We start from the raw sequence: 22730 nt of genomic DNA on the forward strand, positions 1-22730 counted from the left end.
TTGCTTTTTCACGGGAAGGAGTCGTGGCGGTTAACGGCGTATTGCCTGCGCTGGCTCCCTGCGGGAGCATTCGCGCGGCAGATAACGCAAACGTTATGTTCAGGCCCCGCTCCCCTGCGGGGAGCTGCCGCCGTAGCGGCTGAGGGGCCTTGAAATCGGCGCAACACAAAAAATCCTTTAGCGAAGCGACTTGGATTTTTTGTATGGAGCCCATCTTCTTTGGGATTATTAAGGGCGAGTAGCCCTTAATTCGTGCCTCCCGCGCCTCGAAAGTAGCGGGTGCTTTTCTGGTTCTCTTTTGGCACGCAAAAGAGAACGTATCCGGCGGAGAAGAATTTTATAAAAGCCATAAAACCTGCCCTACACGATTGCGCTCTGCGCGGGAAGCCGAAAAACAAAAGCCGGAAAATCCGCAGATTTTCTGGCTTTCTGTACGCGTTATCAATCTTTTTTTGCTTTCTTTTTCTTCTTTGCTGCCTTTTCCTCCGGCTTGTTCTTCATCAGCCTGACGAGGGATGCGGCAGTGTATACGCAGAAGCAGCCCACCACCACGATCAGCACGACGGCGCTTGCGTCCAGCGCCACGGTGCCGGCGCGGACAGCGGCCAGATACAGTGCCAGCAGCACCACGCCGCCGCCCAGCCACAGGCTGCTGCTGTTCACCTGCTTTTGCCACTCCTGCCGCGGCGTGAGCGGATGCTGCTGCGCCTTGCCCTGCCGGGCCTTCTTTTTCCAGATGTTATCACTTTGAAACGGATTCATGTTCCGGTGGCTCCTTCCCTGTCTTTTTCTTTAAGGGTATTATACGCCGCAAGATGGGATGATGTCCAGAAAGAAGTGAATTTTTTACCACCTGCATCCCACATTTGTGCAGAACGACCAAAACCGGCCCGAAATATCGGCTATTCGCCAATTTACTTTTTGCGGACCGAAGAGCAATCTAATAGTAGGATGTAAAGACGGACAAGCTGTTGAGATTGAACTAAAGGTAGGATGTAGCAAAGAGCCTTTGCTGCGGGCTTGTCCGGCACGAGAACACGAAAAACAAAAGGAGGCTTTTCCGTTATGAAGGTAGGTCTGATCTATACCAGCACCACCCCGGAACTGATCGAACTGGTGGAGCAGGAGGTCAAAAAGCAGCTGGGCGATGATGTGGAGCTGTACAGCCTGCAGGACCCCAGCATTCTGGCAGATGTTCGCGCGGCAGGCTATGTGACCACTGCACCGGCAGCACGCCTGATCGGCATGTACATGAAAGCCGCTGAGGAAGGCGTGGATGCCATGCTGAACCTGTGCAGCAGCGTGGGCGAAGTTGCCGACAGCGCACAGGACGTGGCAAAGTACATTGGTGTGCCTATCGTCCGCGTGGACGAGGAGATGTGCCGCGAGGCTGTCCGCAAGGGCCAGCGCATCGGCGTGATGGCTACCCTGCCCACCACGCTGGAACCCACCAAGGGCACCATCCTGCGCATGGCCCGCGAGTGCAACAGGCACGTGGAACTGGTGGACTGTCTGGTGGACGGTGCATTCGGTCTGGATCAGGACCAGTTCAAGGCCCGCATGACCGAGATGGCCGGTACCATTGCCGACAAGGTGGACGTGATCGTGTTTGCACAGGGCAGCATGGCCTACTGCGAACAGTATATCGCCGATAAGTTTGGCAAGGTGGTTCTCAGCAGCCCCCGCTTTGGTGCAGCCGAGCTGAAAAAGGCGCTGGAAAAGAAAGGCACCATTTAAAAAAGGAACAAGAGCCGGAGCACGAGACCGGCTCAGGAGAAGATATTTTTTTGAAGGAGAATTCTTATGAAAAAGATGATTTCCCGTCGTGACTTCCTGAAGGTGGCTGGCATTTCCGCTGCTGCTCTGGGTCTGGCTGCCTGCGGCGGCTCCGGCACCAGCACTGCTGCTTCCACTGCCTCTACTGCAGCTTCCACCGGTTCTTCCGCTGCCGCTTCCGGCTCGGCTGTCACCCTGAAGCTGGGCTTCTCCACCAACGAAGAAGACCCCCGTGCAAAGGGCGCAAAGCAGTTTGCAGAAGAAGTTGCCGAAAAGACCGGCGGCGCTGTGGAAGTTCAGCTGTACCCCTCCGGCCAGCTGGGCGGCGATGCTGACCTGATCAACTCTATCGCTCTGGATTCCGGCACGGTGGATATCATCATCACCGACGCTTCCAACTTTGCCACCTACGATGCAAAGATGGGCATTTCCGCACTGCCGTTCCAGTTCGAGACCTTCGACGATGCATGGGCATTCATGGACAGCGACATCGAGGCTGCCGCTGAGGAAGGCCTGCTGAGCCAGAATATGCGTGTGCTGGCCCACTACTGCAACGGCTTCCGCTGCGTGACCAACTCCAAGGGCCCCATCAACAGCCCTGCCGACATGAACGGTCTGCTGATCCGCACCCCCGAGAACCCCGTCATCATGGCTACCATGACCGCTCTGGGTGCCAACCCCCAGCCGCTGAGCTTCTCTGAGCTGTATCAGGCTCTGCAGCAGAAGACCTACGATGCACAGGAGAACCCCATCCCCGTTATCTACAACAATAACCTCTACGAAGTTCAGGAGTACCTGAGCATCACCAACCACATCTACTCCGGCATGTGCTTTACCATTGCCGAGAGCAGCTGGAACAAGCTGAGCGCTGACCAGCAGCAGATCGTTTCCGACGCTGCAAAGGCATCTGCCGATTACGACCGTGAGCTGAACGAGCAGCAGACCAACGACTTGGTCTCCGCTCTGGAAGAGAAGGGCATGAAGATCAACAGCCCGGAACTGGCTCCGTTTGCAGCTGCGACCGAAAAAGTCCTGACCGACAACGCTGATACCTACGGCGACCTGCTGGATCAGCTGAAGGCATGGAAAGAAGCCCGCTGAGATCACTGACCAGAAAACCTTGAAATAAAACCGAAGCAAAGGGACGAGGGGGCGTGCCCTTCGTCCCTTTGCATTTTATCTGAATCGCACTTGGAAAGGAGTTTGTACTGTGAAAAAACTGCAAACCACTCTGGACAAGATCACCACCCTCATTTCCGCCATTCTCTGCGCAGCTATGATGGTAATTCTGTTCGCAAACGTTGTGCTGCGCCTGATCCCCGGCATCGGCGGCTTCAAGTGGTACATGGAGAGCAGCCAGTATCTGAACGTCTGGTCCATGCTCATTGTCTGCATCGGCATCAACGCCATGGGTACCAACCTCCGCGTGGAAGTGGTGGATTCCATCCTTGGTAAGACTCCGCTGGGCAAAAAGATCGTTGTCATCATCCGTGATGTGTTCATCATCCTGTTCTACGTCATGGTCACTTACGGCGGCTACCAGCTGTGCACCCGCGCAAAGCAGGCCGTTTCCACCATGCCGCAGTTCACCATGGGTCAGGTGTACACCATCTTCCCCATTGCCGGTGTGCTGTGCATCCTGTCCGCCGTTCTCAATCTGGTGGTTGAGCTTACCACGAAACCTGAAGGAGGCGAATCCAAATGATCGCATGGCTGCTGATCTCATTCTTCGTTCTGCTGTTTCTGGGTGTGCCCATCGCCATGAGTCTGGGCCTGTCCGCCATGGGCGGCATCCTGTTCCTGGGCGGCGGCAGCACCGTCACCATTGCCCAGCGCATGTTTGAGGGCATGAACAGCTTTGCACTGCTGGCCATCCCTCTGTACACCTTTGCCGGCTTCACCATGTCCAAGGGCGGTATTTCCAAGCGCCTGATGGACTTCTGTTACTCCATCGTCGGCCACATCTACGGCGGTCTGGCTCACGTGAACGTGCTTTCCAGCATGATCTTTGCGGGCATCTCCGGTTCCGCTGTTGCCGATACCGCAGGCGTTTCCGGTATGTTCATGCCGGAAATGGTGCGCAAGGGCTACTCCAAGAACTTTACCGTTGCCGTTACCGCCATTTCCTCCACCATCGGCATCATCATTCCTCCGTCCATCCCCATGGTGGTCATTGCCGGTATCTGCGGCATTTCCACCGGTAAGCTGTTCCTCGGCGGCATCATCCCCGGTGTCCTGTGCGGTCTGGCACAGATGATCGTCAGCTATTTCATGGCCAAGAAGGAAGGCGTGCCCAAGGAGCCGGGCCACTTCACCATCGGTCCCGTGCTGCATGGCCTGTGGGAGAGCTGGCCCGCCCTGCTCATGCCCATCATCATCGTGGGCACCATCACCATGGGTATCGTCAGCCCCACCGAGGCAGGCGTGATCGCTGTTGTTTACGGTCTGTTTGCCGGCGGCATCATCTACCGCGAACTCAAGTGGGAGGACATCAAGTTTGCCTTTGCAGAGACCGTCCGCACCAGCGGTCGTATCTTCATCGTTATCGGCGCTGCAAAGCTGTACACCGTCATGCTGACCACTGCGGGCTTTGATAAGTGGGTGGCCAAGACCATGCTGGGCTTCTCCACCAACCCCACTGTCATTCTCATCGTGATCCTGCTGATCTTCTTCATCGTCACCATGTTCATGGAGTCCATCGCAACGCTGACCCTGTTCATGCCCATCCTGTATCCCATTGCTCTGGGCGTGGGCATCAACCCCATCGTGCTCAGTGTCCTGATCACCGTGGTCATCGGTGTTGGTCTGGTCACTCCCCCGGTGGGCATGTGCATCTACGTTGCCTGCGATCTGATGGATGTTACGGTCGGCGAGGTGTTCCCAACATTGGTGCCGTTTATTGCGGCTACCTTCGTCTGCATTGCCCTGATGGTCGCCTTCCCTCAGCTGATCCTGCTGCCCACCTATTTGATGGCGTAACCGTTGCGTCCGCTTTTCAGATATGGTAAAATAGTGGTGGAAGTTCAACGTGTGATGTTTGGAGGCTTTTTGCCCCAGAACGTTCCACGTTGAACGACCCCGAATATCCACCAAACCGGATTTGGAGGCGGAACTATGTCAATGGAACATCCTGAAAAACAGAAGAATGCGGTAAAGTCTGTAGTCGATCAGGTCATGGATGGGATCATCTCCCAGATCATCGACGGCACCCTGCATCCGGGCGACAAGCTGCCTACCGAAATGGAACTGTGCAAGCAGTTCGGCGCGGGCCGCAACTCGGTGCGGGAAGCTGTGAAAAAGCTGCAGGCCTACGGCATCCTGTACATCAAGCGTGCCGACGGCACCTTTGTGAGCGAAAACTACAACCAGAAAATGCTGGACCCGATGCTGTACAGCATCATCCTGCAGAAGAACAGCTGGCAGGAATTTGTGGAACTGCGCTCCGTCATCGATATCGGTACGCTGAATATTATCATTCAGCGCAATGATATCACATCCTTTCTGCCGGACCTGTACCGCACCTTCGGCGAGCTTTCTGCCGAAATGCACTCGCCGGAGCCTTCGGTGGACAAGGTGCTGGAGCTGGACAGCCGGTTCCACACCCAGATCGCCAATGCGGCCCAGAACCCCATGCTGGCCACCATCACCGAGTATATCACCCGGCTGACGATGCCCAGCCGTCTGGAGACCACCCGCAAGGTGCTGGCCAAGGGCGAAGAGGAGATCGAGCGGTTCGTAGAGCTGCACCGCCAGCTGCTCAGTGTGATCGAGCGCAGGCAGGTGGACGAGATCGCCGCTACAGTGCAGGATCACTACATCTTCTGGAAGAAGTAAGCATACAGGCCTCCTGCCTGCCGTAAAAGGCGGGCGGGGGACTGTGAGTTTACAAGATAGGATGTTTGTGCTAAAATGACGTTAGCATCCTTTGTTAAGCTTCTCCAATGCGACATGCAAGGAGTGTTCATCCAATGAAAAAAATCATGATCTCCGTGGCCCCCGTTGCGGCCACAGACATTCTCATCAATCCGCGGGCCATTGCCCGGGATGTGTATGAGTGCTACAAAAACGGCGCGTCCATGGTGCACCTGCACTGCCGCGACCTGAACGGCAACCTCACCCCGGATCTGAGCCTGCTGGAAGAAACGGTGGCCTACATCCGCGAGATGTGCGACATCGTGGTGGAGATCTCCACCGGCGGCGTGTCCAACCTGACCATTGAGGAACGCGTGCAGCCCTGCTACCCCTCCTGGGTGGAAGCCAACAGCCTGAATGTCGGCTCGGTGAATCTGGGTACCTCGGTGTACCAGAACCCCATCAAGGATGTGGAGTACTGCGTCAAGACCATCATGGACAACAAGAAGATCCCGGAGACCGAGGTCTTTGAGCTGGGCATGATTAACACCGTGCGGGAACTGAACGACAAGTTCCACTTTGTAAAACCCATCCTGTTTGCACTGGTGTTCGGCCATGGCGGCGAGATGCCTGCCACGGTGCCGGCCCTGCGCCACATGATCCAGGCGCTGGAAGAGAACTTTCCAAACGGCGACTACCTGTGGGGCTACACGCAGGCCCACCGCGAGGACTGGGAAATGGTCAAGACTGCGCTGGATATGGGCGCTTCCACCGTGCGCATCGGCTTTGAGGATTCGGACATGATCGCGCCGGGTGTCCATGTGGACAACAACGCAGCGCTGATCGCAAAGGTGTCGGACATCGTAAAGTCCAAGGGCATGATGCCCATGACTCCCGACGAGGTGCGCGCCATGCTCAAGATCCCGCCGCTGCGCCGTTAAAAAGGAGGAAAGAAACGTATGGTGATTCAAGGCGTTACTTACCTCTCAGACTTTGAGGCAAAAAAAGCCATCATGGAAATGGCACGTCGGCTGGAAGCCAAGGGCTGGCTGGTGGCCGGTGACGGCAGCATGAGCGTCCGCGTCGGCCCGCAGGCCGTGTGGGTGACCGTTGCCGGTGCCGACAAGGCCGCGCTCACGCAGGATATGCTGGTGCGCGTGGATATGAATGGCAAGGCGATGCTCAGCGCAAAGCCCAAGCCCCTGCCCGAAGACCTGCCCATCCATCTGAAAATCTATCAGGAAAACGAGAACGCCCAGTGCGTGATGCACACCTATCCGGCCTGCGCGGCTGTGATGGGGATGCAGGGCCAGACCGTGCAGCCTGCAGCGTTCAGCCCCGCAGTGCGGGCGCTGGGACGGGTGCAGCTGCTGCCCGCCCAGAACGTGGACGCACAGGCACAGGCTGTCAGCCTGTTGTGCCGCACCGATAAGGCTGTCCTGCTGGAAAATGACGGCTGCCTGACCTGGGGCAAGACCCCGGCAGATGCGGCCCATCTGGTGGAAGCACTGGATTACTACGCAGCCGTCACCGCAAAGCTGGGCTGCGCAGGCTGCTCCAAATGCGGCAGCTGCGGCGGTCACTGCACCGGCTGCAGCAAGTGCGGCGCACCTGCCGTGCAGCCCATGGCTCAGCCCGCTGCACAGCCTGTGGCAATGGCAGTACCCTCCGCACAGCCTGCCCAGCCGGTGAGCCTGCCGGGCGTTACCGGGCTGATCCAGCCGGGCATGGCGCTGCCCACCCTGCCCAAACAGCAGGCGGCTCCTGCCCCTGCCCCGGTGCCCGCCGCACAGCCTGCGGCAGTCCCTGCAATGGAAGCGGCCCCGGCCGCACCGAAGTCCGCAAATGCCCGCGATGCCGCAATGGCCGAGGTCATCCGCCGGACGCTGAAGAGCTTTCAATAACAAAAAGTTTCGTTTGATCCAACGGATATGACCTTTACGGAAAGGAACGAAAACCATGGATATCAGTTCGCAGGAAATTGAAGCGATCGTCAAGCAGGTGCTTGCCGGTATGGGTGGTGCACAGACAAGCGCCGCCCCTGCAGCCTATACCGCTGCACCCGGCGGTGCAGCAGGCGACCGCGGCGTGTTCGAGAACGTAGACGACGCAGTGGAGGCTGCATGGAAAGCCCAGCGCGACTGGGCGGCCAACTACAAGATCGAGGACCGCCAGCGCATCATTGAAGCCATCCGCCGCTGTGCCCGGGCACATGTGGAGGAGTGGTGCCACAAGATCGTGGAAGAGACCGGCATGGGCCGCTATGAGGACAAGGTGGAAAAACATCTGGCCGTCATCAACAAGACCCCTGGCCCCGAATGCCTGACCACCGAAGCCAAGAGCGGTGACGCGGGCCTGATGCTGGAAGAGTACGCACCCTTTGGTGTGATCTGCTCCATCACCCCCACCACCAACCCCACCGAGACCATCATCAACAACACCATCAGCATGATCGCAGGCGGCAACACCGTGGTGTTCAACGTGCACCCCCGCGCAAAGCGGGTGTCTGCCGACTGCCTGCAGGCGCTGAATACCGCCATCATCGAGGCGGGCGGCCCTGCAAACCTCATTACCATGACCCGTGAGCCGACCATGGAGAATGTGGACAAGATGGCCGCAAACCCCAAGATCCGCCTGATGGCAGGCACCGGTGGCATGGGCATGGTGAACGCCCTGCTGCGCAGCGGCAAAAAGTGCATCGGTGCCGGTGCAGGCAACCCGCCCGTCATCGTGGACGAGACCGCAGACATCGAGCTGGCAGGCCGCAAGATCTACGAAGGCGCTTCGTTCGATAACAACATCCTCTGCTTTGCAGAGAAGGAAGTGTTCGCCGTGAACACCGCCTACGACGGCCTGCTGCACGAGCTGCAGAAGCAGGGTGCCTACCTGCTGAACAAGGCCCAGACCGAACAGCTGGTGAACATCGTGCTGCAGCCCAAGAAGGGCGGCGGCCACGAGGTGAACAAAAAGTGGGTGGGCAAGGATGCCGCCCGCATTCTGGAGACCATCGGCGTGCATGTGCCGGATACTTGCCGCCTTGCCATCTGCGAGGTGCCTGCCGACCATCCGTTCGTTCTGGTGGAGCAGATGATGCCGGTGCTGCCCATCGTGCGCTGCCAGAGCTTTGAACAGGCAGTGGAAAATGCCGTGGTGGCCGAGCACGGCAACCGCCACACCGCTTCTATCTTCTCCAAGGATGTGGATCACATGACCCGCTTTGCCCGGGTCATTGAGACCACCATCTACGTAAAGAACAGCGCCACCAAGGCCGGTGTTGGCATTGGCGGCGAGGGCCACTGCACCATGACCATTGCCGGCCCCACCGGCGAGGGCATCACCTGCGCAAAGAGTTTCTGCCGCCGCCGCCGCTGCATGCTGGCCGAGGGCGGGCTGCGCATCATCTGAGTTTTTGAAGGACGAAACCATCACATACAATTTTTTCAGTGTTCTGACAGGAGGAACAACTTATGAAAGCTCTGGGTTTTATCGAGACGAAGGGTCTGGTTGGCAACATCGACGCTACCGATGCAATGCTGAAGGCTGCTGACGTTGAGTTCATTGGTTCCGACACCATCGGTGCCGGTCTGACCACCGTGATCGTTACCGGCGAGGTGGGCGCTGTCAAGGCTGCTACCGAGGCTGGCGAAGAGGCTGCTTCCCGCGTGGGTGAGCTGTTCTGCGTCAACGTCATTGCACGCCCTCACGCAGATCTGGCCCGCATCATGCCTGCCAAGGGCCCCGCGACCGGCAAGTCCGGCCTGCCCGCAGGCGAGCAGGTGCCGCTGGATGCCGCTCTGGGCATGATCGAGACCAACGGCCTGACCGCTTCCATCGAGGCAGCCGATGCCATGCTGAAGAGCGCAGATGTCTCTCTGGTGGGTCAGGAGAAGATCGGCGCAGGCCTTGTTACCGTGTTCGTGCAGGGCGACGTTGGCGCTGTGAAGGCTGCTGTTGAGGCAGGCCAGACCGCTGCTTCCCGCATTGGCGAAGTGGTCAGCGCACTGGTCATTCCCCGCCCGCACGCAAGCGTGTCCGAGTGCATGCCTGAGCTGCGCTGAACCCTGCGCTGACGCTGCATAAGAAAGGAGCGCTGTGCCTTGGTTTACCATGACATCAGTCAGGAACAGCTGCTGCTCCTGATCACGCAGGCCGTGCAGGCAGAGCTGCAAAAGCGCAGCCGTCAGGTGCCGGTAGGCATCTCGGTGCGGCACATCCACCTTACCCGCGATGATGTGGACAAGCTGTTTGGCTATGGCTACCAGCTCACCCCCAAAAAGGCGCTGAGCCAGCCCGGCCAGTTTGCCTGCGAGGAATGTCTGGACATCATCGGCCCCAAGGGCGAACTGAAGCATGTCCGCATCCTTGGCCCGGAGCGCAGTGCCACTCAGATCGAGCTGGCGCAGACCGACTGCCGCAACATCGGCATCAAAGCGCCGGTGCGTTCCAGCGGGGATACAAAGGGCACGCCGGGCGTGACCCTGCGCGGCCCCAATGGCACCCTGACCGTGCCGGAGGGCGTGATGATCGCCGACCGCCACATCCACATGACTCCCGCACAGGCAGCGGCCTTCGGCCTTGCCGACGGCGACCGCGTGAAGGTAAAAATCGACGGCCCCAAGCCGGGCGTGATGGGCGGGGTGCTGATCCGCGCAAACGACAAATGTGCACTGGATTTTCACATCGACACGGACGATGGCAATGCCTTCCTGCTCAAGCAGGGGCAGCTGGTCACCGTGCTGGGCAAAGAGGAGTAAGCTATGATTTTAGGGATCGTCAAGGGGACCGTTGTCGCCACCCGCAAAATGCCGGAGCTTGTAGGCTATAAGTTCCTGCTGGTGGAGCCGGTGTTCGGCTCCAAAAAGGATACCATCGTGGCGGGCGACAACATCGGCGCGGGTGTAGGCGAGATGGTTCTGGTCACCACCGACGAGACCACCCAGCATGGTCTGGATCATCCGTCGCCCATTGATGCTTTCATCGTGGGCATCGTGGACAATCCTCCCACCCTGAGTAAGTAACACCCTGCAAGTTTTGCCGCAGAGAGGGGCTTCCTCCCGGCGGGATCGTGAGGCTTAAACAATGAAAATTATTATCATCGGCAGCATTGCCGCCGGGGTTTCGGCCGCCGCCAGACTTGCCGCCGCCCAGCGCGGAGCGCAGATCACCGTCTACGAAAAAGGCGGCTTCTACTCCTGCGGCACCGGCGGCCTGCCCCATTACCTGTGCGAGGATCTGGACAGCCTGAACAAGGCCATTCAGGCCAAGGAGACTGAGCTGAACGCGCAGGGCATCACCGCACATCTGCGCCATGAGGTGCGCGGCATCGACGCAGCCGCCCGCAAGGTGACGGTATGTGATTTTGCCACCGGACGCGTGTTTGAAGACCACTACGACAAGCTGGTGCTGGCCACCGGTTCTTCCAACCGTGTGCCGCAGGTGCCCGGCAGTGACCGCGTGGGCGTGCAGACCCTCAAGACCGTGGAAGATCTGATCTTCCTCAAGGAGTTCGTCCGCACCCCCTATGTGCGGGACATCGTGATCCTGGGCGGCAGCTGGGCCGGTTTGGAGATCGCAAAGTCCTTCCTCAAGCTGGGCCGCAATGTGCGTATCATTGAAAAAGAGCAGCAGCTTTTGCCCCAGTTTGACCCTGAGGTGAGCAAGCTGATCCAGAAGGAGCTGGAAGCGCAGGGCGTGCAGTTCAATCTGGGCGAGCAGGTGCGCTCCTTCCCGGGCCGTACCTTCGTGGAGCAGGTGCAGACCAACCGCGGCACCTACCCCTGTGACCTTTGCGTGGTAGCCATCGGCGTTACCCCCAACACCGGCCTGCTGGCCGGTACCGGGGCGCAGCTGGCACCCAATGGCGCTGTGCTCATTGGTGCCGACCTTGCCACCAGTGTGCCCAATATCTATGCCGTGGGCGACTGCGCAGCCTGCCGCGACGGCTCTCTGCGCACCAGCAGCCTGAAGGTGGCGGATCTGGAGATCGCCCGCACCGGCCTGACCGAGACCGAGGCCCGCAAGGCCGGTCTGCGGGTCAAGAGTGCAATGGCCACCGGCACCGACCGTCCGGGCATCTGCCCGAACCCCCACCGCATCACCATCAAGCTGGTGTATGAGGCCAATACCCGTCAGGTGCTGGGTGCGCAGGCATGGGGAGAAAAGAATGTTTCGGCCCGCATCAACGCCATTGCCGTTGCCATCCGCGCTGGCATGACCGTGGAAGCACTGGGTCAGGTGGATTTCGTCTATTCCTCCTCGTCCTGTTCCATTTGGGACCCGGTGCAGATCGTCTGCGGTCAGGCACAGTAAGCGGAGGGTGAACACATGGCAGAACGCATCAACGCCGTCAAGACCAGCTTTTTTGGCAAGGGTGCCATCCGTCTTCTGGGACCGGAGCTTCAGAAGATGGGCATCCGCCGTGCTTTGCTGGTGACGGACCGCTTTCTCTATGATTCCGGTGCCGCTGCCCGGGTCGGTCAGGTACTGTCCGATGCCGGTGTGGAGTACGCCGTGTACTACAATGTGCAGCCCAACCCCACCGTACAGGTGGTGAACGACTGCATTGCCGCAGCCCGTACCCTGCAGGTGCAGCTGCTGGTGGCTCTGGGCGGCGGCAGCGCCATCGATACCGCTAAGGCAGCCAGCATCGTGGTGGCCTGCGGCGGTACCGTGGAACAGTACGAGGGCGAGAACAAGTCCTCCAAGCCCGGCCTGCCCATCGTGGCGGTGAACACCACCGCCGGTACCGGCAGCGAGTGCACCTCCTTCTACATCGTCACCGACCCTGTCCGCCACAGCAAAATGGCCATGGTGGACCCCAACTGCATGGTCAGCATCGCGGTGAACGACACCGACTTCATGTCCTCCATGCCGCCCAAGCTCACCGCAGCCACCGGTATGGACGCGCTGACCCACGCCATCGAGGCGGCGCTTTCCAAAAACGCCAACCCGCTCACGGACAAGGATGCCTACTGGGCCATACAGGCGATCGTGCAGAACCTGCCCCGGGCCGTTGCCAACGGTCAGGATGAAGCCGCCCGCACCATGATGGCCTACGCCGAAAATGTGGCAGGCATGGCTTTCTCCAACGCGGGCCTTGGCATGGTGCATGCGATGGCACACGCGCTGGGCGGACACTACAACCTGCCCCACGGTGTGTGCAATGCGGTGCTGCTGCCCTACGTGCTGGCCTTCAACAGCCGCAGCCCGGTGTGCCGGGAGCGGTTCATGACCATTGCCGCTGCCATGGGCCTGCAGGGCACTTTTACCCCGGACACTGCCGCACCGGCAGTGATCCAGTTTGTCCGTCAGCTCAGTGCAGGCGTGGGCATCCCCGCCAATCTTGCGCAGCTGAACAAGGTGGACCCTGCAGATTTTGCCGCGCTGGCAGAACTTGCCCTGCACGACACCTGCATGTCCACCAACCAGATCACCCCCACCCGCGGCGAGGTGGTGGCGGTGTATACCGCTGCTTTCCGCGGATAAACTTTGAGACCTCCTCCATTTTTCTCCATACCCAAACAAAGCCGCCGCTCTCCCTCTGCAAGGGAAAGCAGCGGCTTTGTGCTGTAAAAAAGGGGTGGTGGGATTGTTTTTAAAGAGGATTCTGTTATAATAAAATGAAAACGCGGTGCAGAAGTAAGAGGAAAAAGCGATGGAACCAAGAGAAAAACAGGCGTACATGCTTATGGCACATCAGTGCAATGAGATGTTTTGGACTTTGCTTCGGATGCTGGATGCACCGTGGAATGATATTTTCATCCATATGGACAGCAAGAATGAAAACTACCAGCCAGAAACCGTTGAACGATATGTAAAATATGCCAAGGTTTTCCACGCACAGAGAACGAGCGCTGTTTGGGGTGGTATTACTTTAGTAAAGGCAGAGTTTGTATTGCTCAAGGCAGCGGTAGATCACGGCCCATACCAACATTACCACCTGATCTCCGGTGCGGATCTGCCGATTCAGCCACCGGAAGATATCCGCGCATTCTTTGAGGCAAACCCGGACAAGGAATTTGTTCATTTCGACCCGCACCCATTCAGCCCGTTCAATGATGAGCGCGTTTATTACCGGCACTTTTTCCAGAATATCGATCTGCGCCGCCATCCAGTGCTCGGCGTGATCAATGGAATCCTGCTGTCGGGCCAGAAGCTGCTGAGAATAAAGCGCAATCAGGACGTTCACTTCACAAAGGGCAGTCAATGGTTCAGCTGCACGGATGGCTTTGCACGGTATCTGTTGACAAAAGAAGAGTGGGTCCTGCAGGTGCTGGACAAGACCTTTTGCTCGGACGAGTTCTTTGTGCAGACACTGATCGTGCAGTCGCCGTATCAGGATAAGATCTATCAGGGGCCGGGTGATACCAGTGCCCGTGCCATCGATTGGGACAGAGGCAATCCGTGGGTCTGGAAATACGCTGATCTGGAACAGCTGAAAGCATCGCCCTGCATGTTTGCCAGAAAATTTGATATCGAAAAAGAACCGGAGCTTGTGCATGAAATAGAACGCCTGTATGCACCTCATATATAAAAACAGTGCCGGACAGTTTTCAGGCTGTCCGGCACTGTTTTTTACTGTTCATTCTTTTTCGCCAGATCCTTGGTGTACAGGGCACGGGTGGCGTTGAGCACAGCCAGCACCATCACGCCCACATCGGCAAAGATGGCGGTCCACATGCTGGCCATGCCGATCGCGCCCAGCACAAGGCAGGCAAACTTGATGGCCAGTGCAAACACGATGTTCTGGTACACGATGCGTAACGTGCGGCGGGCAATGCGCATGGCCAGTGCGATCTTGGCGGGGTCGTCGTCCATCAGCACCACGTCAGCGGCCTCAATGGCAGCGTCAGAGCCAAGAGCGCCCATTGCAATGCCCACATCGGCACGTGACAGCACCGGGGCATCGTTGATGCCGTCGCCCACAAAGGCAAGGTTCTCTTTGGGCCGCTTTGCGGCGAGCAGCGTTTCGATCTGGTCTACCTTGTCGCCCGGCAGCAGGCCCGCATGGTATTCATCCAGCCCAAGCTCTGCGGAAACGGCCTTTGCAACCGGCTCGGCATCGCCGGTCAGCATCACGGTCTTGCGCACACCGGCATCCTTCAGGCCCCGGATGGCCTGTGCACTGTGGGGCTTCACCACATCGGCGATCAGAAGATAACCGGCGTACATGCCCTCGATGGCCACATGCACGATGGTGCCGGTCTCGCTGACGGCGGGAGCCTTCAGGCCCAGCTTTTCCATCAGGCGGGCGTTGCCGGCAGCAACGGTCCTGCCGTCCACCTTGGCGGTCACGCCGTGGCCGCCAAGCTCCTGCACATCGGTGACACGGTTCGGATCGATCTCCCTGCCGTAAGCGGCCTTGATGCTGAGGGAGATGGGGTGCTTGGACCAGCTCTCGGCCAGCGCGGCAGCTTCCACCAGCTGCTCCTCGCTGGTGCCCTCTGCGGGGTGGATGCCGGCCACTTTAAAGGTGCCCTGGGTCAGGGTGCCGGTCTTGTCGAACACAACGATGCCGGTGCGGGCCAGCTCTTCCAGATAGGTGGAACCCTTGACCAGAATGCCGCAGGCAGATGCACCGCCGATGCCGCCGAAGAAGCTCAGGGGAATGCTGATGACCAGTGCGCAGGGGCAGCTGATAACAAGGAAGGTCAGGGCACGGTAGACCCAGTCACCAAAGCGGGCGGGCTGGCCCATGAGCAGCAGCACGATGGGCGGGATAAAGGCCAGAGCCAATGCGCCATAGCACACGGCGGGGGTGTACACACGGGCAAAACGGGTGATGAAGTTCTCGGCGCGGGCCTTCTTCATGCTGGAATTTTCCACCAGATCGAGAATTTTGGAAACGGTGGATTCGCCGAATTCCTTGGTGGTCTTTACCTTCAGCAGGCCGGTCATGTTCACGCAGCCGCTGATGACCTCATCGCCGGTCTGCACATCGCGGGGCAGGCTCTCGCCGGTCAGGGCGGCGGTGTTCAGGGCAGAAGCGCCCTCCACGATCACGCCGTCGATGGGCACGCGCTCACCGGGCTGGACCACGATCACGGTGCCGATCTCCACATCGTCCGGGTCCATCTGCTCCAGCCTGCCGTCCTCGCCCTCAATGTTGGCGTAGTCCGGGCGGATGTCCATCAGGCTGGAAATGCTCTGCCGGCTCTTGCCCACGGCCACGCTCTGGAACAGCTCGCCGATCTGGTAGAAGATGATAACGGCACAGCCCTCCACGTAGTCGCCCAGTGCAAATGCACCCACAGTGGCAACGGCCATCAGGAAGCACTCGTCAAAGGGCTGACGGTTCTTGATGCCAAGCAGTGCCTTGCGCAGCACGTCCCAGCCGACCACGAGATACGGGATGCAGTACAGTACCAGCTCCACCGGCGTGGGGAACTGGGGCAAAAGCTTGAGGATGAGCACCAAAATCAGCGCAATGATGATGCGCTGCAGGTTCTTTTTCTGCTTTTTGTTCATACAAAACTCTCCTTTTGCGGGATCCATGGGCCGCATCACGCTGCGGCGGGCGGGGATTTCAACAACTTTTCCCCATAAAAATGGATATTCCACGGTTTTACCCGTGTTTTCCACACAGTTTTTCAGGCGTAAAAGCGCTTTTCCACGTTTATTTTATGCTTTTTCCGCAAACGGTGTTGAAAACTGAGTGGAAACTGTTGAAAACTGTCTGATTTTTCAACAGAAAAAGTTATTGCACAACACAATCGCACACAAAGTAAAAAGCATCTGCACATTCGTTTGAGCTCTCAGAAAATCTACGAATTCTTGCTGCAGATGCTTTTTTCTTTAGCGGGCTCGCCCTCTCAGTCAAATCCTTTGGATTTGCCAGCTCTCCCAAAGGGAGAGCCCTTGGCAGTCCACGCAAACTTCATCTCTTTGCCAAGGCCTCTCCCTTTGAGGAAAGACTTCCCCCGGCCGGGGGAAGATGTCGCGTAGCGACAAAAGGGGGAGTGTGTCACCGCAGGTGACGGAGAGGGCGAGGCTGTTGATCGTGTGCAGCAACCTGCCGCGCATCAGATGTCAAAGATCTCGCAGTCGTCCTCCACCTTCTTGCAGGCGGCCAGAACGTTCACCATGGTGTCGTGGGGGTCTGCACCTTCAGAGAACTCCACCTTCATCTTCTGGGTCATAAAGCTGACGGTAGCATTTGCCACGCCTGCGACCTTGTTGGCAGCGTTCTCCATCTTCTGTGCGCAGTTTGCGCAGTCCACTTCGATCTTGTAGCTCTTCTTCATAAGTAATACCAGCCTTTCGTTATTCTTCGATATGATCCATCCCCATGGAGAGGATGCTGCGCACATGGTCATCGTCCAGTGCGTAGTAAACGGTTTTGCCCTCGCGCCGGAACCGCACGAGCTTGGAATCCTTGAGCACCCGCAGCTGATGGCTCACCGCCGACTGGCTCAGCTGCACGGCGTTTGCAATGTCCTGCACGCACAGCTCGTTGTCGTGCAGTGCATACAGGATCTTGATGCGGGTGGAGTCGCCGAACACCCGGAACAGGTCGGCCAACTCGTACAGCACCTCGTCGTCCGGCATATCCAAGGCCTCCGGCTGCGGCACGGGCATTGCTTCCTTTATTTCCGCCATGTTGATGTCTCCCTTCGCTGTGGATTCACATGAACGCTTGTTCATGTGTTCATAGTAGCACACGGAATGCTCCTTGTCAAGGCTTTTTTAAAGATTTTCGGTGTCTGCTCTAAATTAATGAAATTTGCCTTAAAACGCAGAAAATTTGCGTTTTTGAATCGCAATAAGGATGCGGATTGGAGGGAAGGCGAAAACAAAAAAGAGGTCGCCGCATGGTCAGTGTCCTCGCCCTCTCCGTCACCTTCGGTGCCACCTCTCCCAAAGAGAGAGGACTTGGCAGCCCGTTTGCGCAAAAAGAAAAAGAGAAATTCACAAAAAAGTGCAAAATAGGGTGCGTTCTGGTGCAAAATGTGGTATCTTATAAAGGTGTTCAAAAATAAAATGCGCCATACGGCGCGCAAAAGGAGAGGAAAGTATATGACATTGGAAACCGGTATCCGCGGGGAACAAAGCGTGCTCGTCACCGCAGCCAACACCGCAAAGACCATGGGCAGCGGCACGCTGGAGGTGTTTGCCACCCCGGCCCTTGTGGCTCTGGCGGAAAAGACCTGCTGGATGAGCGTTGCCGACGCGCTGGGCGAAGGCAATGGCTCGGTGGGCACCAAGCTCGAGCTGGAGCACACCGCCCCCACCCCCGTGGGCATGACCGTGACCTGCGAGAGCGAGCTGGTGGCGGTGGAAGGCCGCAAGCTCACCTTCAAGGTGGCCCTGCACGACGAAAAAGGCCCTGTAGGCGGCGGCACCCACGAACGTTTTGTCATCAACAACGCCAAGTTCGCAGCCAAGGCGGAGGCAAAGAAGGGGTAAAACTCCTTCCGTCATCGCTGCGCGATGCCACCGTTCCCCTTTTTGTCGCTTACACGACATCTTCCCCCGGCCGGGGGAAGTCTTTCTCAATGAGGGAGGCTTTGGCAGTACGGTAAAGTTCCCGGTTTTGCCAAAGGCTCTCCCCTTGGGAGAGCTGGCACCGAAGGTGACTGAGAGGGCGAGGACGCTGACCGAAGAAAACTATTCTTCATCCGTCTGCTCTGTTTGCTCCAATCGGATCGGCGGCGGGTCAGCTTCCAGCAGGTGCTGCTCGGCACGCTTCTGCGCGTCCTGCAAGAGCTGGGCGGCCTGCACGCTGGCCCGGAACAGCTCAAAATACATCGCTTTATAGTCCGGCGCGGCGCACACCTCCCTTTGCATTCGATGGGGATAGTTTTTCCTGCGCAAAGAGGGGTATGCATCCCCGGAAATTTGAAAAAAGAGGAATCCGTTATGAAAAACAAGAACCTTTCATGGTTCGCAGCTCTGCTGGTGTTTGCCCTGCTGCTGTGGTGCACAGCGGCAACGCCCGGCAAGATCGCGGACCCGTCCACCTATACCTGTGCGGTGTACAGCACCATCTTTTCGCTGCTGCCGCCGGTGATCGCCATTGTACTGGCGCTGAACACCAAGGAGGTGTACACCTCTCTGCTGGTGGGCATCGCATCCGGTGCACTGCTGTATGCCAACGGCAATCTGGAGCTGGCCATCAACACCCTGTTCTTCAACGAAGACGGCGGCATGGTGGCCAAGTTGTCGGACAGCAGCAATGTGGGCATTCTGATCTTTCTGGTGATGCTGGGCATTCTGGTGGCCCTCATGAACAAGGCCGGCGGCTCGGCAGCTTTCGGCCGCTGGGCCTCCACCCACATCCACTCCCGGGCCGGTGCGCAGTTTTCCACTCTGCTGCTGGGTGTGATGATCTTTGTGGACGACTACTTCAACTGCCTGACCGTGGGCTCTGTCATGCGCCCCGTCACCGACCGGCAGAAGGTGTCCCGCGCAAAGCTGGCTTATCTGATCGATGCCACCGCAGCACCCGTGTGCATCATTGCGCCGGTGTCCAGCTGGGCAGCTGCGGTCACTTCCAGCGTGCCGGAAGGCTCCGGCATCAACGGCTTTACCATGTTCCTGCGCACCATTCCTTATAACTACTATGCCCTGCTCACCATCGTGATGAGCCTGTTCCTCATCTTCACCGGCACGGACTTTGGCTCTATGAAGCTCAACGAGGACAACGCCAAAAACGGCGACCTGTTTACCACCGCCGACCGTCCCTACGGCAACGATGTGGACGATGGCACCGATACCTGCGGCCATGTTGCAGACCTGCTCGCCCCGGTGCTGGTGCTGATCGTGGCCTGCATCTTCGGCATGATCTACACCGGCGGCTTCTTTGAGGGCGTGGACTTCGTTACCGCCTTTGCGGACTGCAACGCTTCTGCAGGTCTGGTGCTGGGCAGCAGCATTGCCCTGCTGTTCACCTTTGTGTTCTACCGCGTGCGCAATGTGATGACCTTTCAGGACTTTGCCGCCTGCATTCCCGAGGGCTTCAAGGCCATGGTCAGCCCCATGCTGATCCTCTCCCTTGCATGGACCCTGTCCGGCATGACCGGCCTGCTGGGCGCAAAATATTACGTTGCCAACCTGCTGAGTGGCTCTGCTGCGGCGCTGCAGTACATGCTGCCGGTCATCATCTTCCTTGTGGCAGTGTTCCTTGCCTTTGCCACCGGCACGAGCTGGGGCACCTTCTCCATCCTCATCCCCATCGTGTGCCATGCCTTCCCGGAGGGCGAGATGCTGGTCATCTCCATTGCGGCATGCCTGTCCGGTGCCGTCTGCGGCGACCACTGCTCCCCCATCTCGGACACCACCATTATGGCATCCGCCGGTGCCCACTGCAGCCATGTGAACCATGTGTCCACCCAGCTGCCCTACGCCATTACGGCGGCTTCCTGCGCGGCAGTGTGCTATGTGATCACGGGCATTGCACAGGCTTTCCTTGGCGCAAACGGCAGCCTGTTCACCTCGCTGATCCTGCTGGCCGTTGCCATTGCCGTAGAGCTGGTGGTGCTCAGCGTGATCCGTGTGCGCACGAACAAAAAGGCGGCAGAATAAATTCCTGCCCAAAATTCAGCTGTTTCGCTTTGCGCCGCGGCCAAAACGTGGTATTTTTAAATAAAATGAACTATCGGAGGCACACGACCTATGCTGGAACAGGCATTTCAGGACGTATACACCAAATTCAAGCTGCATTTCTACCAGAACATTTTTCAGCGTTTTGCCACCCGGGAAGCCACGCTGACCACGGTGGAGTCCTTCTGCATGGAGGGCATCATGGCCATGGGCGAACCCACCATTGCGGAGTTTTCCCGCATGATGCAGATCTCCACCCCCAACGCGGCGTATAAGATCGGCAGTCTGGTGAAGAAGGGCTATGTGGAAAAAATCCAGTCCACCACCGACCGGCGCGAGTATCACCTGCGCCCCACCCAGAAGTATATCGATTACTACAACATCAGCTATTCCTACCTGCACACTGTGGTGGAGCGCGCAAGAGAGCGCTTCTCACCCGAGGACTGTGCAAAGCTGGAGGAGATGCTCACCATTGTGAGCACCGAGCTGATGCCCGAGTTGGATATGCTCAAGAAGGACGAAAAGGCAGAATAAGAAACAAAAGAACTCCCGGACGGATGTCCGGGAGTTCTTTTGTTTCCCCTTACTTCTGCTCTTTATCTACTACCTGGATCTTGCCCTTTTTCCACAGCACATAGGAGGTAAGGACGCCGATGGGCAGCATTACGATGATGAAGATGCCCACAAGGCCGCCCAGCACGGAGCCGTAGCCTGCAAGGCGTGCGGCGAGGGAGAGCACCGTCATGATGATGAGCACCGGCAGCACGCCCTTGATGCCGCCCTTGACCACCTTGCTGCCGCTGGCAGAGCTGGCGAACAGGCCCAGCGCCATGGAGCCGAACAGGGCCGGCAGCAGCGGGCTCTGGATGATGTCCTTCATGGTTGCCATAAAATGTCCTCCCGCCAAATACAGAATGAACGAAAAAAGGCGGGTGCTTTCGGCCCGCCGTCCTTGCGATACGGACAGGATACCGGAAAAGAAGGCATCTGTCAAATGAGTATGACGAAAGCACAAACGGCATTTTAGGAATATTTCAGGAACAGGATCCCGCAAAGAACCTTTACTGCATTAAAATAATAAAGCGCTGACCGCGAGTCACTTTGTATCCGTTAAAAATTGCATAAAATTTAAAGAAAAAATCTGTCGTTCTGCCAAAAGCAGTGGGGATACACCTTTGCAAAAGCCGTGAGACCTGTTATAATACAGACATATTCATATCGAGAGAATGGGTTTATCGGCGGCAATGAGGCCAAAGAGGAAACCGGCATCGTATTTTGAGGGAAAGGCCAATGGAACACGTAACCGAACAACAATTGACAAGGCGGCAGAGCACCGTATGGCGGGCACTGCGTGCCGCCGCACCGCAGACCATTCCGGTGCTGGCGGGCTATTTTGTGCTGGGGATGGGCTATGGCATTTATGTGCAATCGCTGGGCCTGCCGGTGTGGATGCCCATGCTCATGGGCACCGTGGTGTACGGCGGTTCGCTGGAGTTTGTGCTGGCAAGCCTGCTGCTGAGTGCGTTCTCACCCCTTTCGGCGTTTCTGATGGCGCTCATGATCCAGGCGCGGCATCTGTTCTACGGCCTTGCCATGCTGGAACGCTACAAGGGCTACGGCCTGCGCAGCTTTTATATGATCTTTGCCATGAGCGACGAGACCTTTTCCATCACCTGTTCGGCCGAGCCGCCGGAAGGGGTGGACAGGGGCTGGTTCATGTTCTTCATCACCCTGCTGGATCAGTGCTACTGGGTGGCCAGTGCCGGTCTTGGCGCGGTGGTGGGCTCGGTGCTGCCCTTCAGCACCGAGGGTGTGGACTTTGTGATGACCGCCATGTTCACGGTAATCTTCCTCAACCAGTGGGAAAAGGACCGGCAGCACTACAGCGCCCTGATCGGCCTTGCTGCCCCATTGGCGTGTCTGGTGCTTTTTGGCTCCAGCAGCTTTTTGCTGCCCTCCATGGGATGCATCCTGATCCTGCTGCTGGCTCTGCGTAAACCGATCGAAAAGGCCGAAGGCACTGAAGCAGAAAAAAGCGGCGAGGAGGTGGGCGCATGACCGCAGTCCAGATGGGCCTGACCATTGCAGTGTGCACCGCCGCCACCATGCTCACCCGCTTTCTGCCCTTTGTGGTGTTCTCTTCCAAGGATCAGCAGCCGCCGGAGGTGGTGCGGTATCTGGGCAGGGTGCTGCCCGCCGCCATCTTTGGTATGCTGATCGTCTACTGCCTGAAAAGCGTCACCCCTTTTGCGGGCAGCCGCGGCATTCCGGAGGCCATCGCCCTGCTGGTAACGGTGGGCCTGCACAAGTGGAAGCATGAGACCCTGCTCAGTGTCGCAGGCGGTACGCTGTGCTATGTGCTGCTGGTGCAGTTGGTGTTCTGAAGAAAGAAAAAAGCGCGCTGCCGAGCAGGAAGATTCCTGTACGACAGCGCGTTTGTGCATGGGACGATCCGCTGACAGCGAACCGGAGCAGGACCGTCCGAAAAACCGATGCTTTGCGACCCGGTCACGGAAATTTTTCAAAAAAAGGTGTATACTGTAGAAAAATGCATCCGAAGG

General features: G+C 58.0%; 26 protein-coding genes. 20 read left to right on the forward strand and 6 right to left on the reverse strand.

Features of this window, described 5'->3' with window-relative positions:
- Positions 1 to 441 precede the first annotated feature (441 nt).
- Positions 442 to 762 carry a hypothetical protein gene (locus ACGHUK_RS00540; RefSeq protein WP_390574596.1) on the reverse strand — a complete coding sequence of 107 codons (321 nt, stop codon included), beginning with the start codon at positions 760 to 762 and terminating at the stop codon, positions 442 to 444.
- Positions 763 to 1065: 303 nt separating this feature from the next.
- Here ACGHUK_RS00540 and ACGHUK_RS00545 point away from each other — a divergent pair, with 303 nt between their 5' ends.
- The 14 genes from ACGHUK_RS00545 (at position 1066) to ACGHUK_RS00610 (ending at position 14161) form a co-directional block, all read left to right on the forward strand.
- A complete protein-coding gene (locus ACGHUK_RS00545; protein WP_097774524.1) occupies positions 1066 to 1737 on the forward strand; it encodes an aspartate/glutamate racemase family protein in 672 nt (223 codons plus the stop codon).
- Positions 1738 to 1803: 66 nt separating this feature from the next.
- Positions 1804 to 2877: a TRAP transporter substrate-binding protein gene (locus ACGHUK_RS00550; protein WP_118527537.1), complete on the forward strand. Its 1074-nt coding sequence runs from the start codon at positions 1804 to 1806 to the stop codon at positions 2875 to 2877.
- Positions 2878 to 2986: 109 nt separating this feature from the next.
- Positions 2987 to 3481 carry a TRAP transporter small permease gene (locus ACGHUK_RS00555; protein ID WP_371292344.1) on the forward strand — a complete coding sequence of 165 codons (495 nt, stop codon included), beginning with the start codon at positions 2987 to 2989 and terminating at the stop codon, positions 3479 to 3481.
- On the forward strand, positions 3478 to 4755 hold the full coding sequence (locus ACGHUK_RS00560) for a TRAP transporter large permease (RefSeq protein ID WP_097781114.1): 1278 nt from the start codon (positions 3478 to 3480) through the stop codon (positions 4753 to 4755). The genes ACGHUK_RS00555 and ACGHUK_RS00560 overlap by 4 nt, the downstream gene beginning before the upstream one ends.
- Positions 4756 to 4890: 135 nt before the next feature.
- Entirely contained in the window at positions 4891 to 5610 is a 720-nt protein-coding gene (locus ACGHUK_RS00565; protein WP_120080464.1) for a FadR/GntR family transcriptional regulator, read from the forward strand.
- A 134-nt stretch (positions 5611 to 5744) separates the two neighbouring features.
- The gene (locus ACGHUK_RS00570; protein WP_097774529.1) at positions 5745 to 6569 is read left to right on the forward strand and encodes a 3-keto-5-aminohexanoate cleavage protein; all 825 of its coding nucleotides are present in this window, start codon (positions 5745 to 5747) and stop codon (positions 6567 to 6569) included.
- Positions 6570 to 6587: 18 nt separating this feature from the next.
- Positions 6588 to 7532: a class II aldolase/adducin family protein gene (locus ACGHUK_RS00575; RefSeq protein WP_154260112.1), complete on the forward strand. Its 945-nt coding sequence runs from the start codon at positions 6588 to 6590 to the stop codon at positions 7530 to 7532.
- Positions 7533 to 7587: 55 nt separating this feature from the next.
- The gene (locus tag ACGHUK_RS00580; protein WP_332375788.1) at positions 7588 to 9033 is read left to right on the forward strand and encodes an aldehyde dehydrogenase family protein; all 1446 of its coding nucleotides are present in this window, start codon (positions 7588 to 7590) and stop codon (positions 9031 to 9033) included.
- 62 nt (positions 9034 to 9095) lie between these two features.
- The gene (locus ACGHUK_RS00585; RefSeq protein WP_005939592.1) at positions 9096 to 9686 is read left to right on the forward strand and encodes a BMC domain-containing protein; all 591 of its coding nucleotides are present in this window, start codon (positions 9096 to 9098) and stop codon (positions 9684 to 9686) included.
- Between the two features lie 39 nt (positions 9687 to 9725).
- Positions 9726 to 10382, forward strand: coding sequence for a phosphate propanoyltransferase (locus ACGHUK_RS00590; protein ID WP_207653429.1), 657 nt, complete (start codon positions 9726 to 9728; stop codon positions 10380 to 10382).
- A gap of 3 nt (positions 10383 to 10385) precedes the next feature.
- Complete coding sequence (locus tag ACGHUK_RS00595; protein WP_005939597.1) at positions 10386 to 10646, forward strand: EutN/CcmL family microcompartment protein; 261 nt, start codon at positions 10386 to 10388, stop codon at positions 10644 to 10646.
- A 61-nt stretch (positions 10647 to 10707) separates the two neighbouring features.
- The gene (locus tag ACGHUK_RS00600; protein ID WP_120080458.1) at positions 10708 to 11937 is read left to right on the forward strand and encodes an FAD-dependent oxidoreductase; all 1230 of its coding nucleotides are present in this window, start codon (positions 10708 to 10710) and stop codon (positions 11935 to 11937) included.
- 15 nt (positions 11938 to 11952) lie between these two features.
- Positions 11953 to 13113, forward strand: a complete 1161-nt coding sequence (locus tag ACGHUK_RS00605; RefSeq protein ID WP_120080456.1) for an iron-containing alcohol dehydrogenase — start codon at positions 11953 to 11955, stop codon at positions 13111 to 13113.
- A 169-nt stretch (positions 13114 to 13282) separates the two neighbouring features.
- On the forward strand, positions 13283 to 14161 hold the full coding sequence (locus ACGHUK_RS00610; protein ID WP_120080454.1) for a beta-1,6-N-acetylglucosaminyltransferase: 879 nt from the start codon (positions 13283 to 13285) through the stop codon (positions 14159 to 14161).
- Between the two features lie 41 nt (positions 14162 to 14202).
- Here ACGHUK_RS00610 and ACGHUK_RS00615 read toward each other — a convergent pair whose 3' ends face one another.
- From ACGHUK_RS00615 to ACGHUK_RS00625, 3 genes are all read right to left on the reverse strand, one after another.
- Complete coding sequence (locus tag ACGHUK_RS00615; protein ID WP_390574597.1) at positions 14203 to 16095, reverse strand: heavy metal translocating P-type ATPase; 1893 nt, start codon at positions 16093 to 16095, stop codon at positions 14203 to 14205.
- A gap of 554 nt (positions 16096 to 16649) precedes the next feature.
- Complete coding sequence (locus ACGHUK_RS00620) at positions 16650 to 16871, reverse strand: cation transporter (RefSeq protein ID WP_390574598.1); 222 nt, start codon at positions 16869 to 16871, stop codon at positions 16650 to 16652.
- A 19-nt stretch (positions 16872 to 16890) separates the two neighbouring features.
- Positions 16891 to 17226, reverse strand: a complete 336-nt coding sequence (locus ACGHUK_RS00625; protein ID WP_390574599.1) for an ArsR/SmtB family transcription factor — start codon at positions 17224 to 17226, stop codon at positions 16891 to 16893.
- Positions 17227 to 17438: 212 nt separating this feature from the next.
- On the opposite strand from ACGHUK_RS00625, the gene ACGHUK_RS00630 reads away from it, so the two are divergent.
- Together ACGHUK_RS00630 and ACGHUK_RS00635 are read left to right on the forward strand one after the other, a co-directional pair.
- Positions 17439 to 17606: a hypothetical protein gene (locus ACGHUK_RS00630; protein WP_154255759.1), complete on the forward strand. Its 168-nt coding sequence runs from the start codon at positions 17439 to 17441 to the stop codon at positions 17604 to 17606.
- 37 nt (positions 17607 to 17643) lie between these two features.
- Positions 17644 to 18033 (forward strand): thioesterase family protein, encoded by a 390-nt coding sequence (locus ACGHUK_RS00635; protein WP_120080450.1) that lies wholly within the window; start codon positions 17644 to 17646, stop codon positions 18031 to 18033.
- A 201-nt stretch (positions 18034 to 18234) separates the two neighbouring features.
- On the opposite strand, the gene ACGHUK_RS00640 is transcribed toward ACGHUK_RS00635, so the two are convergent.
- Positions 18235 to 18414 (reverse strand): hypothetical protein, encoded by a 180-nt coding sequence (locus tag ACGHUK_RS00640; protein ID WP_097774539.1) that lies wholly within the window; start codon positions 18412 to 18414, stop codon positions 18235 to 18237.
- A gap of 72 nt (positions 18415 to 18486) precedes the next feature.
- Between ACGHUK_RS00640 and ACGHUK_RS00645 the strand changes: the two genes are divergently transcribed.
- Positions 18487 to 20151, forward strand: coding sequence for a Na+/H+ antiporter NhaC family protein (locus tag ACGHUK_RS00645; RefSeq protein ID WP_097781122.1), 1665 nt, complete (start codon positions 18487 to 18489; stop codon positions 20149 to 20151).
- A gap of 90 nt (positions 20152 to 20241) precedes the next feature.
- Positions 20242 to 20703 (forward strand): MarR family winged helix-turn-helix transcriptional regulator, encoded by a 462-nt coding sequence (locus tag ACGHUK_RS00650; protein ID WP_005943797.1) that lies wholly within the window; start codon positions 20242 to 20244, stop codon positions 20701 to 20703.
- A 49-nt stretch (positions 20704 to 20752) separates the two neighbouring features.
- On the opposite strand, the gene ACGHUK_RS00655 is transcribed toward ACGHUK_RS00650, so the two are convergent.
- On the reverse strand, positions 20753 to 21058 hold the full coding sequence (locus ACGHUK_RS00655; protein ID WP_338427759.1) for a hypothetical protein: 306 nt from the start codon (positions 21056 to 21058) through the stop codon (positions 20753 to 20755).
- 401 nt (positions 21059 to 21459) lie between these two features.
- Between ACGHUK_RS00655 and ACGHUK_RS00660 the strand changes: the two genes are divergently transcribed.
- Together ACGHUK_RS00660 and ACGHUK_RS00665 are read left to right on the forward strand one after the other, a co-directional pair.
- Positions 21460 to 22227 (forward strand): AzlC family ABC transporter permease, encoded by a 768-nt coding sequence (locus ACGHUK_RS00660; protein WP_223388367.1) that lies wholly within the window; start codon positions 21460 to 21462, stop codon positions 22225 to 22227.
- Positions 22224 to 22553, forward strand: coding sequence for a branched-chain amino acid transporter permease (locus ACGHUK_RS00665; RefSeq protein WP_005943786.1), 330 nt, complete (start codon positions 22224 to 22226; stop codon positions 22551 to 22553). The genes ACGHUK_RS00660 and ACGHUK_RS00665 overlap by 4 nt, the downstream gene beginning before the upstream one ends.
- Positions 22554 to 22730: the final 177 nt, after the last annotated feature.

The sequence above is a fragment of the Faecalibacterium sp. i25-0019-C1 genome (genome assembly GCF_042854225.1).
Taxonomy (GTDB): Bacteria; Bacillota; Clostridia; order Oscillospirales; family Ruminococcaceae; genus Faecalibacterium; species Faecalibacterium taiwanense.

Excerpts from the sequence above, each read along its gene's own strand:
- ACGHUK_RS00540 (WP_390574596.1), bottom strand. The coding sequence starts at position 762 with ATGAATCCGTTTCAAAGTGATAACATCTGGAAAAAGAAGGCCCGGCAG.
- ACGHUK_RS00545 (WP_097774524.1), top strand. The coding sequence starts at position 1,066 with ATGAAGGTAGGTCTGATCTATACCAGCACCACCCCGGAACTGATCGAA.
- ACGHUK_RS00550 (WP_118527537.1), top strand. The coding sequence starts at position 1,804 with ATGAAAAAGATGATTTCCCGTCGTGACTTCCTGAAGGTGGCTGGCATT.
- ACGHUK_RS00560 (WP_097781114.1), top strand. The coding sequence starts at position 3,478 with ATGATCGCATGGCTGCTGATCTCATTCTTCGTTCTGCTGTTTCTGGGT.
- ACGHUK_RS00565 (WP_120080464.1), top strand. The coding sequence starts at position 4,891 with ATGTCAATGGAACATCCTGAAAAACAGAAGAATGCGGTAAAGTCTGTA.
- ACGHUK_RS00570 (WP_097774529.1), top strand. The coding sequence starts at position 5,745 with ATGAAAAAAATCATGATCTCCGTGGCCCCCGTTGCGGCCACAGACATT.
- ACGHUK_RS00575 (WP_154260112.1), top strand. The coding sequence starts at position 6,588 with ATGGTGATTCAAGGCGTTACTTACCTCTCAGACTTTGAGGCAAAAAAA.
- ACGHUK_RS00580 (WP_332375788.1), top strand. The coding sequence starts at position 7,588 with ATGGATATCAGTTCGCAGGAAATTGAAGCGATCGTCAAGCAGGTGCTT.
- ACGHUK_RS00585 (WP_005939592.1), top strand. The coding sequence starts at position 9,096 with ATGAAAGCTCTGGGTTTTATCGAGACGAAGGGTCTGGTTGGCAACATC.
- ACGHUK_RS00595 (WP_005939597.1), top strand. The coding sequence starts at position 10,386 with ATGATTTTAGGGATCGTCAAGGGGACCGTTGTCGCCACCCGCAAAATG.
- ACGHUK_RS00600 (WP_120080458.1), top strand. The coding sequence starts at position 10,708 with ATGAAAATTATTATCATCGGCAGCATTGCCGCCGGGGTTTCGGCCGCC.
- ACGHUK_RS00605 (WP_120080456.1), top strand. The coding sequence starts at position 11,953 with ATGGCAGAACGCATCAACGCCGTCAAGACCAGCTTTTTTGGCAAGGGT.
- ACGHUK_RS00610 (WP_120080454.1), top strand. The coding sequence starts at position 13,283 with ATGGAACCAAGAGAAAAACAGGCGTACATGCTTATGGCACATCAGTGC.
- ACGHUK_RS00615 (WP_390574597.1), bottom strand. The coding sequence starts at position 16,095 with ATGAACAAAAAGCAGAAAAAGAACCTGCAGCGCATCATCATTGCGCTG.
- ACGHUK_RS00620 (WP_390574598.1), bottom strand. The coding sequence starts at position 16,871 with ATGAAGAAGAGCTACAAGATCGAAGTGGACTGCGCAAACTGCGCACAG.
- ACGHUK_RS00625 (WP_390574599.1), bottom strand. The coding sequence starts at position 17,226 with ATGGCGGAAATAAAGGAAGCAATGCCCGTGCCGCAGCCGGAGGCCTTG.
- ACGHUK_RS00630 (WP_154255759.1), top strand. The coding sequence starts at position 17,439 with ATGGTCAGTGTCCTCGCCCTCTCCGTCACCTTCGGTGCCACCTCTCCC.
- ACGHUK_RS00635 (WP_120080450.1), top strand. The coding sequence starts at position 17,644 with ATGACATTGGAAACCGGTATCCGCGGGGAACAAAGCGTGCTCGTCACC.
- ACGHUK_RS00640 (WP_097774539.1), bottom strand. The coding sequence starts at position 18,414 with ATGCAAAGGGAGGTGTGCGCCGCGCCGGACTATAAAGCGATGTATTTT.
- ACGHUK_RS00645 (WP_097781122.1), top strand. The coding sequence starts at position 18,487 with ATGAAAAACAAGAACCTTTCATGGTTCGCAGCTCTGCTGGTGTTTGCC.
- ACGHUK_RS00650 (WP_005943797.1), top strand. The coding sequence starts at position 20,242 with ATGCTGGAACAGGCATTTCAGGACGTATACACCAAATTCAAGCTGCAT.
- ACGHUK_RS00655 (WP_338427759.1), bottom strand. The coding sequence starts at position 21,058 with ATGGCAACCATGAAGGACATCATCCAGAGCCCGCTGCTGCCGGCCCTG.
- ACGHUK_RS00660 (WP_223388367.1), top strand. The coding sequence starts at position 21,460 with ATGGAACACGTAACCGAACAACAATTGACAAGGCGGCAGAGCACCGTA.
- ACGHUK_RS00665 (WP_005943786.1), top strand. The coding sequence starts at position 22,224 with ATGACCGCAGTCCAGATGGGCCTGACCATTGCAGTGTGCACCGCCGCC.